This window comes from Alsobacter metallidurans (assembly GCF_014636935.1).
In the GTDB taxonomy this organism is placed as follows: domain Bacteria; phylum Pseudomonadota; class Alphaproteobacteria; order Rhizobiales; family Beijerinckiaceae; genus Alsobacter; species Alsobacter metallidurans.
The window spans coordinates 1-13,041 of record NZ_BMES01000003.1; the positions used below are offsets into that span (position 1 = coordinate 1).

The following is a 13,041-nucleotide window of genomic DNA, read 5'->3' on the forward strand; positions in this document are numbered from 1 at the left end:
ATCCATTTCGACCCCTACCAAAAACTCATCGCTGAGCCTCTTCGGGATCCGCAAGGACACGGCCGTCCGCGTTTCTCTTTCTTCCATCCTGATTGTCAAAGAGCGGCATCGAGATGATGCGAACGGCATTCCAACAAAAACGGCGTCTGCCCCGACCGAGGTCGGGCGGCTTAGGCCCGTGCTGCAGAGAAGTAGTTGCCGGTGCGCCGTCGTTGCCGGCGGCGTCGCCGTGTGTGAGGGGCTTATAGAGCCGCCCGTTCCCCCCTGTCAACGGCGTCTTGCAAAAAAATGCGACAGGCGGGTGACGGCAAATGCGCCAGCGTGGCGCTTTCCGGGGCGGGGCCTCGCGTTCGGCCGCGTCGTGCCGTCCGCGCCCGACTGCAGGGCGAAGCCGGCAGGCGGCTTCGCCCCATTGGCGCCACGGTGATGGCTCCTTAAGGCGTGCACAGGCGGCGTCGCCTGCGTCGATTGACGGTCCTGACCGGGATCGTCAATGTGCGCCGAGGCTTCGGGCCTGCGTCGCGTCGCCCGCTTCCCTGTGTACCCGACCCGGCGCCGAGAGCGCCGGTTCCGATCGCCGCCAAAGGTTTTCCGACAGCCCATGTCCGCAATCCCCATGACGCAGGGATCCCGCCTGACCCGATCGACGCGCCGCGTCCGGTTCACGGGCCCCGGCATGCCGCATGTCGAACTCGGGCATGAGCCCGCGCTTTCGCGCGACGGCGACCAGCCACGGCACGACCGGCGCGGCGTCAGCCTGCGCTGGCTCTCGGGCATCATCCTCACCGGGCTGTTCGGCGCGACCCTGATCGGCTCCGCTATCTATATTTCGCTCGACGGCGAGATGACGTTTGCGGAGCGCGGCGAACTCGCGGTCACGCCGGCCCAGCGGAGCGCGACCGCGGGCGATCGTTCGCCGCGGCGTGGCGACAAGCTGTTTGTCGCCAGCGACGTGGTGTCGGCCAAGCAAGCCTTCCGCACGCCCACGACCATCAAGGTGGGTGACCGCGAGGTCATCAAGATCAAGCCTTTCGTGCGGGTCGCCACCAACCTGGCGCTTGGCTCGCTCGGTTTCTCGGACGATGTGCCGCCCTTTAATCCGATGAAGCTCTATGGCGGCGCGGATATCGCGGCCGAAAAGGCCGCACCCGAGCTCGAGCTGACAGATGGCGACGCCGAGGTTTCGGTGCAGCGCCGGCCGCTCGCAGGCTATGACGGCCCCGCCGAGCCCGGCGCGGAACTGACGGCCGAGCAGGCCGCCGCGCAGGTGGCCGAGGAACAGAAGGCCGTGCGCGACGCCGGCCAGCGCGCGCCCCTGGCGCTCGCCTCCCAGCGCATGCTCACCATGGCGCTCACCGCCCCGCGGCTGCAGCCGGACCCGTCCACGGCGCCGGCGCCCGGCATCGCGTTCTCGACCATGCAGGTGACGTTCGTGCCCGAGAACGTGACCAACCGCCCGAAAACGCCCGCGGCCGCGCGCGAGGCCGCGCCGCCGCAGGACGAGCGCATGGTGACGGTGAAGCGCGGCGAAACCTTCGAGCAGGTGCTGAAGAACAACGGCGCTTCGGCGGCGGAGATCAAGTCCCTCGCATCCGCGCTGGCGGTGCGGCTCAAGGAAGCCCCGGTCCGCGAAGGCCAGCGCCTGAAGCTGCTGTTTGGCCCCGCCGCCAAGGGCGCGCCTCCGCTGCTGCTGCGCGCCATGATCTATGACGGCGAAACCATCACGGCCATCGGGGCGCTGTCCGACCGCAACGACTTCGTCTCGGTCGCGCCTCCGCAGGCCGACACGCCCGTGTCCAGCGAGGACGACGAGGAAGCTGACGACAAGCCAGGCGGCATCCGCCTCTACGACAGCATCTACGAAACCGGGTTCAAGCACGACATCCCGCGCCCTGTGCTCGACCAGCTGATCAAGATCAGCTTCTACGATTTCGACCTGCAGCGGCGCGTCTCAGGCGGCGACAGCTTCGAGGTGTTCTACTCGGAAGACGAGGAAAACGAGGGCCGGCCCGACGTGCTCTTCGCCTCGCTGTCGGTGGCTGGCCAGCAGAAGCGCTACTACCGCTTCCAGCTCGGCGACGAGAACGTGGTCGACTTCTTCGACGAGCTCGGCAAGTCCAACCGCAAGTTCCTGATCCGCAAGCCCATAGCGGAGGGCACGCTGCGCTCCACCTTCGGCATGCGCTACCACCCCATCCTGCGCTACTCGCGCATGCACAACGGCGTCGACTGGGCCAACAAGGTGGGCACGCCCATCATCGCGGCGGGCGACGGCCGGGTGCGGCTGGCGGGCTGGGAGTCGGGCTATGGGCGGCGAGTCGAGCTCGAGCATTCCTACGGGTTCGTGACCACCTACAACCACATGTCGGCCTTCGGGAAAGGCATCAAGGAAGGCTCCCGCGTCCGTCAGGGCCAGGTAATCGGCTATCTGGGCAGCTCGGGCCTCTCCACCGGGCCGCATCTGCACTACGAGGTCATGATCAACGAGAACCTCGTGGATCCGCTCACCATCAAGCTGCCGCGCAACCGTGAGCTGGACGCACAGCAGGTCAGCGCTTTTCAACGCGAACGCGACCGGATAGACGAACTCATGCGCAAGGCCCCGACCGCCACCCGGATGGCCGAGCGCGCCAAGTAGCCGGGCCGGAGCGGCCGGACCGGATCGCCGCCTCCCCTCCTTCGCCCCTGCGGGGCGGCAGAAGCGCCCCGCCATGCTGCATGTCCTCACCGTCGTCCTGCCCGTGTTCGGCCTGATGGGGCTGGGCTATGCGGCGCGCGCGGTCGGCTACGTGACGGACCGGACCGGAGAGGGCCTGTCGGATTTCGTGTTCGCGGTCGCGATCCCGGCGCTGATCTTCAAGACTCTGACGGCCGCCGACCTGCCCACATCCCAGCCCTGGGGCTACTGGTTCTCGTATTTCGGCGGCGTGCTGGTCACCTGGACGCTCGCCACTGTGGTGGCGCGCAAGTTTTTCGCCGTTTCGCACGTGGAAGGCGTGGTGGCGGGCTTTACGGCCGGGCAATCCAACACCGTGCTGGTCGGCATCCCGCTGATCCTCGAGGCTTTCGGGCCGGAAGGCGCGGTGCCGCTGTTTCTGCTGATCGCCATCCACCTGCCCATCACAATGACCACCGCGACCGTGCTGGCGGAAGGGCGCGGCGTGCCGGTCCGGCGCATCCTGCGGCAGCTGGTCACCAATCCGCTGCTGATCGCCATTGCGGTCGCGGTGCTGGCCCGCGAGGCGGCGCCGACCGGGCTGCCCGGAGCGGCGAAAACCATCGTCGACATGCTGGGCGCGGCCGCCAGCCCCTGCGCGCTGTTTGCGATGGGCATCGCGCTGCGCCGCTACGGCATGGGCGACCAGCCGGTCCTGGCCGTGATCCTGTCGAGCCTGAAGCTCGTCGTGCACCCGCTGATCGTGCTCATGCTGGCCCGCTACGTGTTCACGGTGCCGCCGACCTGGACGGGCGTGGCCGTGATGTTCGCCGCCATGCCGTGCGGCGTGAACGCCTACCTGTTCGCCGAGCGCTACCGGACCGGCGTCGCGATCTCGTCCGGCGCCATCGCGATCTCGACGGCGGTGTGCGTCGCCACCTCGGCGATCTGGCTCGCCATCATGGGCGTGCGCTGAACCCCAGCCTCGCGCGGACCTCCTCCGGCGAGACGCCCTCGGCGCGCAGAGTGCGCAACGCCGTGGAGCCCAGCGACTTGGAAAGCTTGCGCCCGTCCGGGTCCAGCACCAGGCCGTGGTGGTGGTAGACGGGCGTCGGAAGCCCGAACAGAGCCTGCAGCAGCACGTGGACGTGGGTCGCCTCGCGCAAGTCCTCGCCCCGCACCACGTGGGTGACGCCCTGCAAGGCGTCGTCGAGCACCACCGCGAGGTGGTAGCTCGCCCGCACGTCCTTGCGGCCGACCACGACGTCGCCCCAGCGGGCCGGATCGCCCAAAACGGGGGTCAGGACGCCCTCAGCCGCGTTCCAGGCGGTCCAGCCAAGCGGTGATTCGGCGATGGCCGCCAGGGCCGCCGCCATGTCGAGGCGCATCGCATGCGCCTCGCCGGCGGCGATGCGCGCCTCACGATCGCCGGCCGGCAGCGCCTTGCACCGGCAGGCCCCCAGAGGGGCGCCGTCGGGATCGCGCCGCAGCGGCGCGCCGGTCGCCTCGGCCTCGGCCACGCGCCGCGCCGTGAGCCCCCTCGTGCAGAAGCACGGATAACTCAGCCCGCGCCCGGCGAGCCGGTCCAGTGCGCCCGCATAGTCGGCGAGGTGCTCGGACTGGCGTCGCACCGGCCCGGCGAAGCGCAGCCCCAGCCAGGCGAGATCCTCCCGGATCGCCTGCTCGAACTCCGGCCGCGAGCGGCCGGGATCGATATCCTCGATACGCAACAGCAGGCGCCCGCCCAGCCGCGCCGCGATCTCGGCGTTCAGCAGCGCCGACGCCGCATGGCCGAGATGCAGCAGGCCGTTGGGGCTCGGGGCGAAGCGGAAAACGGGTTGCGCGGCGGCCAGTTCGGCCCTCCCATGCGGGGCATGATCGACCCGCCTGTTGTTCCCCATCGCGCCCGGTTGGCGCAACCATGATCCGCACCGAAGCCGACCTCTCCGCCGCCCTGTCGGCTCTCGTCGCGCTGGACCCGTCACTTGCGCCGCTGCGCGCCGCCGTCGGGACGGTCGCGCCCCGCCGCCGGCCGCCGGGCTTTCCGGGGCTTTGCGCCATCATGATCGGCCAGCAGGTCTCCACCGCCAGCGCGGCCGCGATCTGGACGCGCTTTTCCGCCCGGTTCGACCCGCCGACGCCGGCCGCCATTCTGGCCGCAACGGACGACGACCTGCGCGCCTGCGGGTTCTCGGCCAACAAGATCCGCGCCGCCAAGGCCATCGCGGACGCGATCGTGAGCGGGCACCTGCCGTTGGATGACCTCGGCGCCATGCCGGCCGACGACGCCCATGCGCGGCTTTGCGCCGTGAAGGGGATCGGACCCTGGACGGCGGACGTCTACCTGCTGTTCTGCCTCGGCCACCCGGACGCCTTTCCGGCCGGCGACCTCGCCTTGCAGGAAGCCGCGCGCCTGGGCTTCGGCCTCCCCGAGCGCCCCTCCCCCAAGGCGTTCACCGCCATGGCGGAGCGCTGGCGGCCATGGCGCGGCGCGGCCGCGACGCTGCTCTGGGCCTTTTACCGCGTAGCCAAGGGCCGTGACGTGGTTCCGCCCGGCGACCAGGACCGGCTCGGCGTCGGTTGATCCGGCGCGCGCGGCGGGCCACAACGGAGCCGCGAAACCCCGGAGAACACCATGGCGGCTCCCCTCGACGGACCCAGGCTCCCGCCCATCGCGGGCGTGGCGAAGCAGCTCGTCGTGTTTCTGCACGGCTACGGGGCCGACGGGCGCGACCTGATCGACATCGGCGAGGAATGGCGCGCGTGGCTGCCCGACGCCGCCTTCGTGGCCCCGCATGCGCCGGACCCGTGCGACGGCGCGCCCATGGGGCGGCAATGGTTTCCGCTCACCATGCGCGACCCGCATGAGCGCTGGACCGGCGTGGTGGGCGCGCGCCCGGCGCTGGACGCATTCCTGGACGCCGAACTCGCCCGCTGGGGCCTCGACGACAGCAAGCTCGCGCTGGTCGGCTTCAGCCAGGGAACCATGATGGCGCTGCACACGGGCCTGCGCCGGCCGCGCGCGCCCGGCGCCATCGTGGGCTTCTCGGGCATGCTGGTCAGCCCCGAGCACCTGGCCGCCGAGGCCACTGGCGCGCCGCCCGTGTTGCTGGTGCACGGCGACCAGGACCCGGTGATCCCCGTGCAGGCGCTGTTCATGGGCGCGGTCGGGCTCGCCAAGGCGCAGCTCTCCTGCCAGTGGCACCTCTCCTTCGGGGTGGAGCATGGCATCGACGGCGAGGGGCTGCGCCACGCCGGGCAGTTTGTCGTCCAGTCCCTCACCGGGCGCACGCCCGGGTTCTGATCTCGGCCTTTCCGCCCGCGCGCCGCCCCGCTACCGTGTGGTGAACCACCGGGGAAGCGCGCGCCCATGAGTCCGACACCGAGTTCCGCCACCAGCCCGTTCACGTTCAACACGGCGAAATCCATCGTCTTCGGGGCGGGCTCCATCGCGGGCCTGGGCGAGATCGCGCGCCCGATGGCCGGGACCCGCATTGCGCTTGTCACTGACCGGGGCGTGATCACGTCCGGCCTGGTGGAGCCCGCCCTCGCGTCGCTGCGAGCGGCCGGGATCGAGGTCGCGGTCTTCGACGCCGTTGTGGCGGACCCACCCGAGGCAGTGGTGATGGCGGCCGTGGAAGCCGCGACGGCGGCCGGCGCGCAGGGCGTGATCGGGCTCGGCGGCGGCTCCTCGATGGACGTCGCCAAGCTGGTCGCCCTGTTGGCGGCCGGGCGCGAGAGCCTCGCAGACATTTATGGCGTCGGCTTCGCCAGGGGCCCTCGCCTGCCGCTCATTCTCGTTCCAACCACCTCCGGCACCGGCTCCGAGGTGACGCCAATCTCCATCGTCACCACGGGCGAGAACGAGAAAAAGGGCGTTGTCTCGCCCGTGATCCTTCCCGACGTCGCGCTGCTGGATCCCGATCTCACGCTCGGCCTGCCCCCGCATGTCACGGCCGGCACCGGCATCGACGCCATGGTGCACGCCATCGAGGCCTATGCGTCGGCCTCGCCCAACAACAACCCGCTGTCGCGCATGCTCGCCCGCCAAGCCCTGCAACTGCTTGGCGGCGCGCTGCTGCGGGCCGTCCGGGACGGGAGCGACGCGGCGGCGCGCGGCGACATGCTGCTCGGCGCCATGCTGGCCGGACAGGCCTTCGGCAACTCGCCGGTCGCCGCCGTGCATGCCCTCGCCTACCCGATCGGCGGGCGCTACCACGTCCCGCACGGCCTCTCCAACGCCCTCGTGCTCCCGCACGTGATCCGCTTCAACGCACCGGCCGCGGCCGGCGTCTACGCCGAAATCGCCGCCGACCTCTTTCCGGATCTGGCCGAGGTCGGGACGCCCATGCGCGCCGACGCCTTCGCGGAAGCGCTCGCCGGCCTCGCGCCCGCGTGCCAGCTGGAAAGCCGCCTGCGCGACGTTGGGATTCCGCAGGAGGCCCTGCCCACCCTGGCGGCCGACGCCATGAAGCAGACGCGCCTCCTGGTGAACAATCCGCGCCCGCTCACCGAGGCGGACGCGCTCGAAATCTACAGGCAGGCCTGGTGATGAGCGACCGCGAGCCCCGCCGCACCCGCGCCGACTACCGCCGCTTCTCGCCCATCCAGACCCGCTGGGGCGACAACGACGCCTACGGCCACGTCAACAACACGGTCTACTACACGTGGTTCGACACGACAGTGAATGCCTGGCTGATCGAAGGCGGCTTCCTCGACATCGAGAAGGGCCAGTCCATCAACCTCGTGGTGGAAACCAACTGCCGCTACTTCGCCAGCCTGGCCTACCCGGAGCCGATCGAGATCGGCCTTGCGGTGGAGAAACTCGGCACGAGCTCGGTCACCTACGCGGTCGGGGTGTTCCGTCCCGGCGACAACGAAGCCGCCGCCCAGGGCCGCTTCGTCCACGTCGCGGTCGACCGCGCCACCCAGCGCCCCGTCCCTATCGCGCCCGCCATGCGACAAGCCCTGGAAGGGATCCTGCGCCGCTAGGGCCCGCGTTCGCGAGAAATGCCGCGGCGCCCGCCCTCCCCTTGAGGGGAGGGTCGCCGCGCAGCGGCGGGGTGGGGTGACGTTGGGCGTTAGCCTGTTCAGTAACGATGCGCCCGTCCCCGGCGTCACCGCACCCCGCCGGGTTTCGCCCGTCGACCCTCCCCCTCAAGGGGAGGGTGGGCTGCGGCGTCGCGACAAAGACCCTACCCAACCTCGGCCTTCGGCGCGGTGGAGACGATCCATACGCCGAGCAGGATGATCGCCGCGCCCGCGACGTCGCGCGGGCTCACGGTTTCGCCCAGCACGACCACGGCCATCAGTGTGGCCCAGACGGGCAAGAGGTAGCCGATCATCGCCGCCTTGGTGGGGCCGGCGGTCCGGATCAACGTCATGAAGATCGTGATCGGCACGGCCGTGGCCACCAGCCCCAGCGCGGCCAGAACCGGCAGGTTGGCGGCGATCTGCCCCGGGGCTTCGGCGCGCACGAACAGGAGCGTCAGCGTCACGGACGCCAGCGCCGAGATGCTTTGCTGGCCCAGGGCCATCCGGGCCGGCTCCACGTGCCGCACCGTCTTGGCGTAGATGTTGCCGACCGCGTAGCTGAACGACACCGCCACCATGGCGAGAACGCCCAGCGCCCCGCCGCTTACGTCCAGAAACGCCGCGGGCCCGACCAGCACCGCCATACCGACGAACCCGACCGCGACGCCCAGCACGCGCCGGCCGGTCAGCCGCTCGTCCACGAAGGCGAAATGAGCCAGCACGGCCACCATCAGCGGCCCGGACGCCTGGATCATCGCGCTCAGCCCGGCCGTGATCTGAGACAGCGCATAGGCCGTGAGCACATTGGGCAGCCAGCCGTTCAGCGTGCCAAGCAGGAGCCAGGGCGCGGCCTCGTCGCGGCGCGGCAGCGGGTTCTGCCCACGCAGCAGGAACCACGCCGCCAGCGCGACCGCCGCCACCGACGCCCGGCTCGCCGCCGTCACGAAGGGGTGCACGGTTCCGGCGAGCTTCATGAACAGGAAGCCCGACGCCCACAGCAGCGAGCAGATCAGCAGGCGGGCGATGACGACGCCGTTGGACGGCTGCGCGGCGATCACCTCAACCGCCGAGAAGGTCGATCAGCGGCGGGATCAGCGGCTCGTCGGCCGGCGGCATCGGGTAGTCGCGCAGCTTGTTTGGCCGCACCCATTTCAGCGCCTGATGCTCTTTCTGGATCACCAGCCCCTCCCAGCGCTTGCAGATCCACAGCGGCATCAGCAGCTGGAACGTCTCGTAGGTGTGGCTCGCGAAGCTGAGCGGCGCCAGGCAGTTCTCCTTCACGGTGATGCCGAGTTCCTCGTGCAACTCCCGGATCAGCGCGTCCTCGGGCCTCTCCCCGGCCTCCACCTTGCCGCCCGGAAACTCCCACAACCCGGCCAACTGCTTGCCCTCCGGCCGCTGCGCGATCAGCACACGGCGATCGGCGTCCACGAGGGCGCATGCGGCGACGAGAACGAGCTTCACGGGGCTACTCCGGCGGCGAGGGCCGGCTGCTTATAGCAAGCCTCGCAGCCGAATAAACAGGCGCCGGCCCTGTCGCGCACTCACGGCGCGCGGCGGAAGGATGAAGGCGGAGGCGGCCTCAGCCGGCTAGCCACGCCGGCAGGCGGTCGAGGCCGATCAGCTCTTCGTAGGTCTGGCGCGGGCGAACCACCGCGTAATCCGCGCCGGAGACCAGAACCTCCGGGATGAGGCGGCGGGAATTGTACGTGCCAGCCTGGGCCGCCCCATAGGCGCCGGCCGTCATCACGGCCAGGAGGTCGCCCGGGCGGGGCTCGGCCATCTCGCGGTCGAGCGCCAGGTAGTCGCCGCTTTCGCACACGGGCCCGACGACGTCGGCGGTGATGCGGGGCGCGTCCGGATCCGGGACCACCGGCTTGATGTCGTGGTGGGCCTCGTAGAGCGTCGGCCGGATCAGGTCGTTCATGGCCGCGTCCGCGATCACGAAGGTCTTTCCGTCGCCCTGCTTCACGTAGATCACAGACGTCACCAGGATGCCCGCGTTGCCGACGATCAGCCGGCCGGGCTCGAACACGAGCGTGCAATCGAGATCGCGCGTGTGGCGCTTCACGATGGCGGCGTAGTCCAGCGGCAAGGGCGGAGGATTGTTGTTCTCGCGATACGGAATGCCGAGGCCGCCGCCGAGGTCGACGTGGTCGATGGCGTGGCCGTCGGCGCGCAGCCCACGCACGAAGTCGGCCAGCAACGCGAAGGCGTCGTCGAAGGGCTGCATGTCGGTGATCTGTGACCCGATATGCATGTCGACGCCCGAGACCTTCAGGCCGGGCAGCTTCGCGGCGCGGGCATAGACCTCCCGGGCGCGCGAGATCGGAATGCCGAACTTGTCGCCCGACTTGCCGGTCGAGATCTTGTGGTGGGTCTTGGCGTCAACGTCCGGGTTCACGCGCAGGGCGATATGGGCGGTCTTGCCCAATTGCGTGGCGACCGCCGACAGGGCCTCGAGCTCGGGCTCGGACTCGACGTTGAAGCAGAGAATTTCCTGTTCGAGCCCATACGCCATCTCGCGCGGCGTCTTGCCGACCCCCGAGAAGGTGATGCGCGAGCCCGGCACGCCGGCAGCCCGGGCCCGGCGCAACTCGCCCTCGGACACCACGTCCATTCCCGCGCCAAGCCGCGCCAGCGTCTTCAGGACCGCCTGGTTGGAATTCGCCTTCATGGCGTAGCAGACGAGCGAGGGCGCATCCGCGAAGGCCTCGGCGAACACCCTGTAGTGCCGCTCCAGCGTGGCGGTGGAATAGCAATAAAACGGCGTGCCGACCTCGTCGGCGATGCGGCGAAGGTCCACGCCCTCGGCGTGCATGACGCCGTCGCGGTAATCGAAATGATGCATGACGCATGCCCTGCTGCGGGCCGACGCGGCGGCCCGGGGACGACCTAGAGAAGCGGGTCGAGGATAAATGGCTCCTTGGGCGCCGTGATCGGTTTGCCCTTGGCTTTCTGGTTGCCGGACGCGACCGGTGAAATGGACGGCGCGATGGTGCGCGCGGCGTTCGGATCGGCCTCCGGCTGCTCCAGCGGATCCGGCTTGGGATTCACCGCGCCGGGCGGCGGCTCCAGGGGGCCCTTGCGCCCGCAGGCGCCGAGCGAAACCAGCAGAACGGCGCCCAGAACCAGCGCGAGCGATCGCGACGAAAGCGAAACTGTGGAGGCGGGCAAGGGCGAAACTCCGAGAAGCTGCGGCACTATAGCGAAAGCCCGGCCGCGCGAAAGCGCAGCCGGGAGACAGTGGGGCGCGATTGTCAGCGCGCCGGCGCGGCCGCCTCCTGGGCGAGCTTCGCGAGCCAGCGGCGGGCCTGCTTCTTCACCTCGACCGGGGCCGTGCCGCCGTAGCTGACGCGGCTGCGCACCGAGCGCTCGACGCCCAGCACCGCGAACACGTCCTGCGTGATGGCGGGCTCCACGGCCTGCATCTCGGCCAGGGACAGCTTCTCCAGGCCCACGCCGTTGTCGGACGCGAGCCCGACGATGCGGCCGGTGACGTGGTGCGCCTGGCGGAAGGGCATCTTGAGGGTGCGGACCAGCCAGTCGGCCAGGTCTGTGGCGGTGGCGTAGCCGAGGCCTGCGGCCTTTTTCATGGTCTTCAGCTCGGGCTCCATGTCGCGCACCATGCCGGCCATCGCGGCGATGCACAGCGACAGGGTCTGCAGGGCGTCGAAGACGCCTTCCTTGTCCTCCTGCATGTCCTTCGCGTAGCTCATCGGCAGGCCCTTGATAACGACCAGGAGCGCCGTGAGCGCGCCGATCACACGGCCCGTCTTGCCGCGCACCAACTCGGCCGCATCCGGGTTACGCTTCTGCGGCATGATCGAGGAGCCGCTGGTGAACTTGTCCGACAGCCGCACCAGCCCGAATTGGGGCGTGGTCCAGAGCACGATCTCCTCCGCGAAGCGCGACAGGTGCACGGCGCAGATGGACGCCGCCGCGAGCGCCTCGAGCGCAAAATCGCGGTCGGACACGCTGTCGAGCGAGTTGGCGGTGGGCCGGTCGAAACCCAGCGCCTCGGCGGTCGTGCGCCGGTCGATCGGAAAGGAGGTCCCAGCGAGCGCCGCGGCCCCGAGCGGGCATTCGTTCATGCGCCGGCGCGCGTCCGCGAAGCGGCCCCGGTCGCGTCCCAACATCTCCACATAGGCCAGCAGATGGTGCCCGAAGGTGGTGGGCTGCGCCGACTGCAGATGCGTGAAGCCGGGCATCACCGCGCCCGCGTGCGCGAGCGCCTTCTCGGCGAGCGCGCCCTGCAGGTCGGCGAGCTGCGCGTCCAGCGCGTCCACGGTGTCGCGCACCCACAGGCGCATGTCGGTGGCCACCTGGTCGTTGCGCGAGCGCGCCGTGTGCAGCCGCCCGGCCGCGGGACCGACGATCTCGGCCAGCCGCGACTCCACGTTCATATGGATGTCCTCGAGGGACCGCGAGAATGTGAATTCTCCCGCCTCGATTTCGGCATGCACGGCGGATAAACCGTCCGTGATGGCTTTTGCGTCCGCGCTGGTGACGATCCCCTGCTTCGCCAGCATGGCCACATGGGCCTTCGACCCGCGGATGTCCTGGCGCCAGAGGGCCTTGTCAAAATCGATGGAGGCGTTGATCTCCTCCATGATGGCGTCGGGGCCGCTGTTGAAGCGCCCGCCCCACATCGTGTTGCTCATGCTATCTCGGTTCCCAACGCAGGACGGCTCATGACGGACCAGGCATCTTCAACGGCGCGGCGCCGGCGCCTTCCGGCGGTGGCGGCGATCGCGGCCGCGGCGGCGCTCGGGCTGGCGGTGCTATACGGGACGAACCGGGGTTGGGGCAACGCCGCCGACGCCGATTGCGGGCCTGCGGCCACGGTCGCGCAGGCGATGCAGCCGCTGGCGCGCGGCGAAGTTGCGGCTGTGCAGGTGAGCAAGGCGCCGAAGCTCCTGCCCGCCCTCGCCTTCAACGACGCGGCCGGCAAGCCGATGACGCTCGCGGACCTGCGCGGCAAGACCGTGCTGCTCAACCTCTGGGCCACCTGGTGCGCACCCTGCCGGCACGAGATGCCGGCGCTGGACGCCCTGCAGGGCAGGCTCGGCGGCGACGATTTTCAGGTCGTGGCCGTGAACATCGACACCCGCAACCTCGACAAGCCCCGGCAGTGGCTGGACGAGAACAAGATCACGCGGCTGAGCTACCACGCCGATCCCAGCGCCAAGATCTTCCAGGAGCTGAAATCCATCGGCAAGGCCTTCGGCATGCCCACCACCGTGATCGTGGACCGCAAGGGCTGCGAGCTCGCCAGCCTGGCGGGCCCGGCCGAATGGGCGAGCGAGGACGCCTTGAAGCTGTTGCAGGCGGCGGCCGGAAAGTAGGCG

The 13,041-nt window shown here is 70.0% G+C and carries 13 protein-coding genes; 7 read left to right on the top strand and 6 right to left on the bottom strand.

All coding sequences use genetic code 11. The features are described 5' to 3' along the window. Positions 1-601: 601 nt before the first annotated feature. Positions 602-2,638, top strand: coding sequence for a M23 family metallopeptidase (locus IEV99_RS20815; RefSeq protein ID WP_188519777.1), 2,037 nt, complete (start codon positions 602-604; stop codon positions 2,636-2,638). Positions 2,639-2,711: 73 nt separating this feature from the next. Then, on the top strand, positions 2,712-3,632 hold the full coding sequence (locus IEV99_RS20820; protein WP_188519778.1) for an AEC family transporter: 921 nt from the start codon (positions 2,712-2,714) through the stop codon (positions 3,630-3,632). Here IEV99_RS20820 and gluQRS read toward each other — a convergent pair. Continuing rightward, positions 3,616-4,509: a tRNA glutamyl-Q(34) synthetase GluQRS gene (gene gluQRS / locus IEV99_RS20825; RefSeq protein WP_371875825.1), complete on the bottom strand. Its 894-nt coding sequence runs from the start codon at positions 4,507-4,509 to the stop codon at positions 3,616-3,618. The genes IEV99_RS20820 and gluQRS overlap by 17 nt on opposite strands. Before the next feature lie 68 nt (positions 4,510-4,577). Between gluQRS and IEV99_RS20830 the strand changes: the two genes are divergently transcribed. The 4 genes from IEV99_RS20830 to IEV99_RS20845 all read left to right on the top strand — a co-directional run bounded on the left by IEV99_RS20830 (position 4,578) and on the right by IEV99_RS20845 (position 7,648). Beyond that, on the top strand, positions 4,578-5,240 hold the full coding sequence (locus IEV99_RS20830; RefSeq protein ID WP_188519779.1) for a DNA-3-methyladenine glycosylase family protein: 663 nt from the start codon (positions 4,578-4,580) through the stop codon (positions 5,238-5,240). 51 nt (positions 5,241-5,291) lie between these two features. Further along, positions 5,292-5,960, top strand: a complete 669-nt coding sequence (locus IEV99_RS20835) for an alpha/beta hydrolase (RefSeq protein WP_188519780.1) — start codon at positions 5,292-5,294, stop codon at positions 5,958-5,960. 66 nt (positions 5,961-6,026) lie between these two features. After that, entirely contained in the window at positions 6,027-7,208 is a 1,182-nt protein-coding gene (locus IEV99_RS20840; protein WP_188519781.1) for an iron-containing alcohol dehydrogenase, read from the top strand. Then, positions 7,208-7,648: an acyl-CoA thioesterase gene (locus tag IEV99_RS20845; RefSeq protein ID WP_188519782.1), complete on the top strand. Its 441-nt coding sequence runs from the start codon at positions 7,208-7,210 to the stop codon at positions 7,646-7,648. The genes IEV99_RS20840 and IEV99_RS20845 overlap by 1 nt, the downstream gene beginning before the upstream one ends. Before the next feature lie 203 nt (positions 7,649-7,851). Here the strand turns inward: IEV99_RS20845 and IEV99_RS20850 are convergent, their stop codons facing one another. The 5 genes from IEV99_RS20850 to argH form a co-directional block, all read right to left on the bottom strand. Continuing rightward, on the bottom strand, positions 7,852-8,748 hold the full coding sequence (locus IEV99_RS20850) for a DMT family transporter (protein WP_188519783.1): 897 nt from the start codon (positions 8,746-8,748) through the stop codon (positions 7,852-7,854). A gap of 1 nt (position 8,749) precedes the next feature. Further along, on the bottom strand, positions 8,750-9,154 hold the full coding sequence (locus IEV99_RS20855) for a (deoxy)nucleoside triphosphate pyrophosphohydrolase (RefSeq protein WP_188519784.1): 405 nt from the start codon (positions 9,152-9,154) through the stop codon (positions 8,750-8,752). Between the two features lie 118 nt (positions 9,155-9,272). Further along, positions 9,273-10,541: a diaminopimelate decarboxylase gene (gene lysA / locus IEV99_RS20860; protein WP_188519785.1), complete on the bottom strand. Its 1,269-nt coding sequence runs from the start codon at positions 10,539-10,541 to the stop codon at positions 9,273-9,275. Positions 10,542-10,585: 44 nt separating this feature from the next. Next, complete coding sequence (gene lptM, locus IEV99_RS20865; RefSeq protein ID WP_188519786.1) at positions 10,586-10,867, bottom strand: LPS translocon maturation chaperone LptM; 282 nt, start codon at positions 10,865-10,867, stop codon at positions 10,586-10,588. Between the two features lie 83 nt (positions 10,868-10,950). Further along, positions 10,951-12,354 carry an argininosuccinate lyase gene (gene argH, locus IEV99_RS20870; protein ID WP_188519787.1) on the bottom strand — a complete coding sequence of 468 codons (1,404 nt, stop codon included), beginning with the start codon at positions 12,352-12,354 and terminating at the stop codon, positions 10,951-10,953. A 30-nt stretch (positions 12,355-12,384) separates the two neighbouring features. Here argH and tlpA point away from each other — a divergent pair, with 30 nt between their 5' ends. Next, a complete protein-coding gene (gene tlpA, locus IEV99_RS20875; protein ID WP_188519788.1) occupies positions 12,385-13,038 on the top strand; it encodes a thiol:disulfide interchange protein TlpA in 654 nt (217 codons plus the stop codon). Positions 13,039-13,041 lie beyond the last annotated feature (3 nt).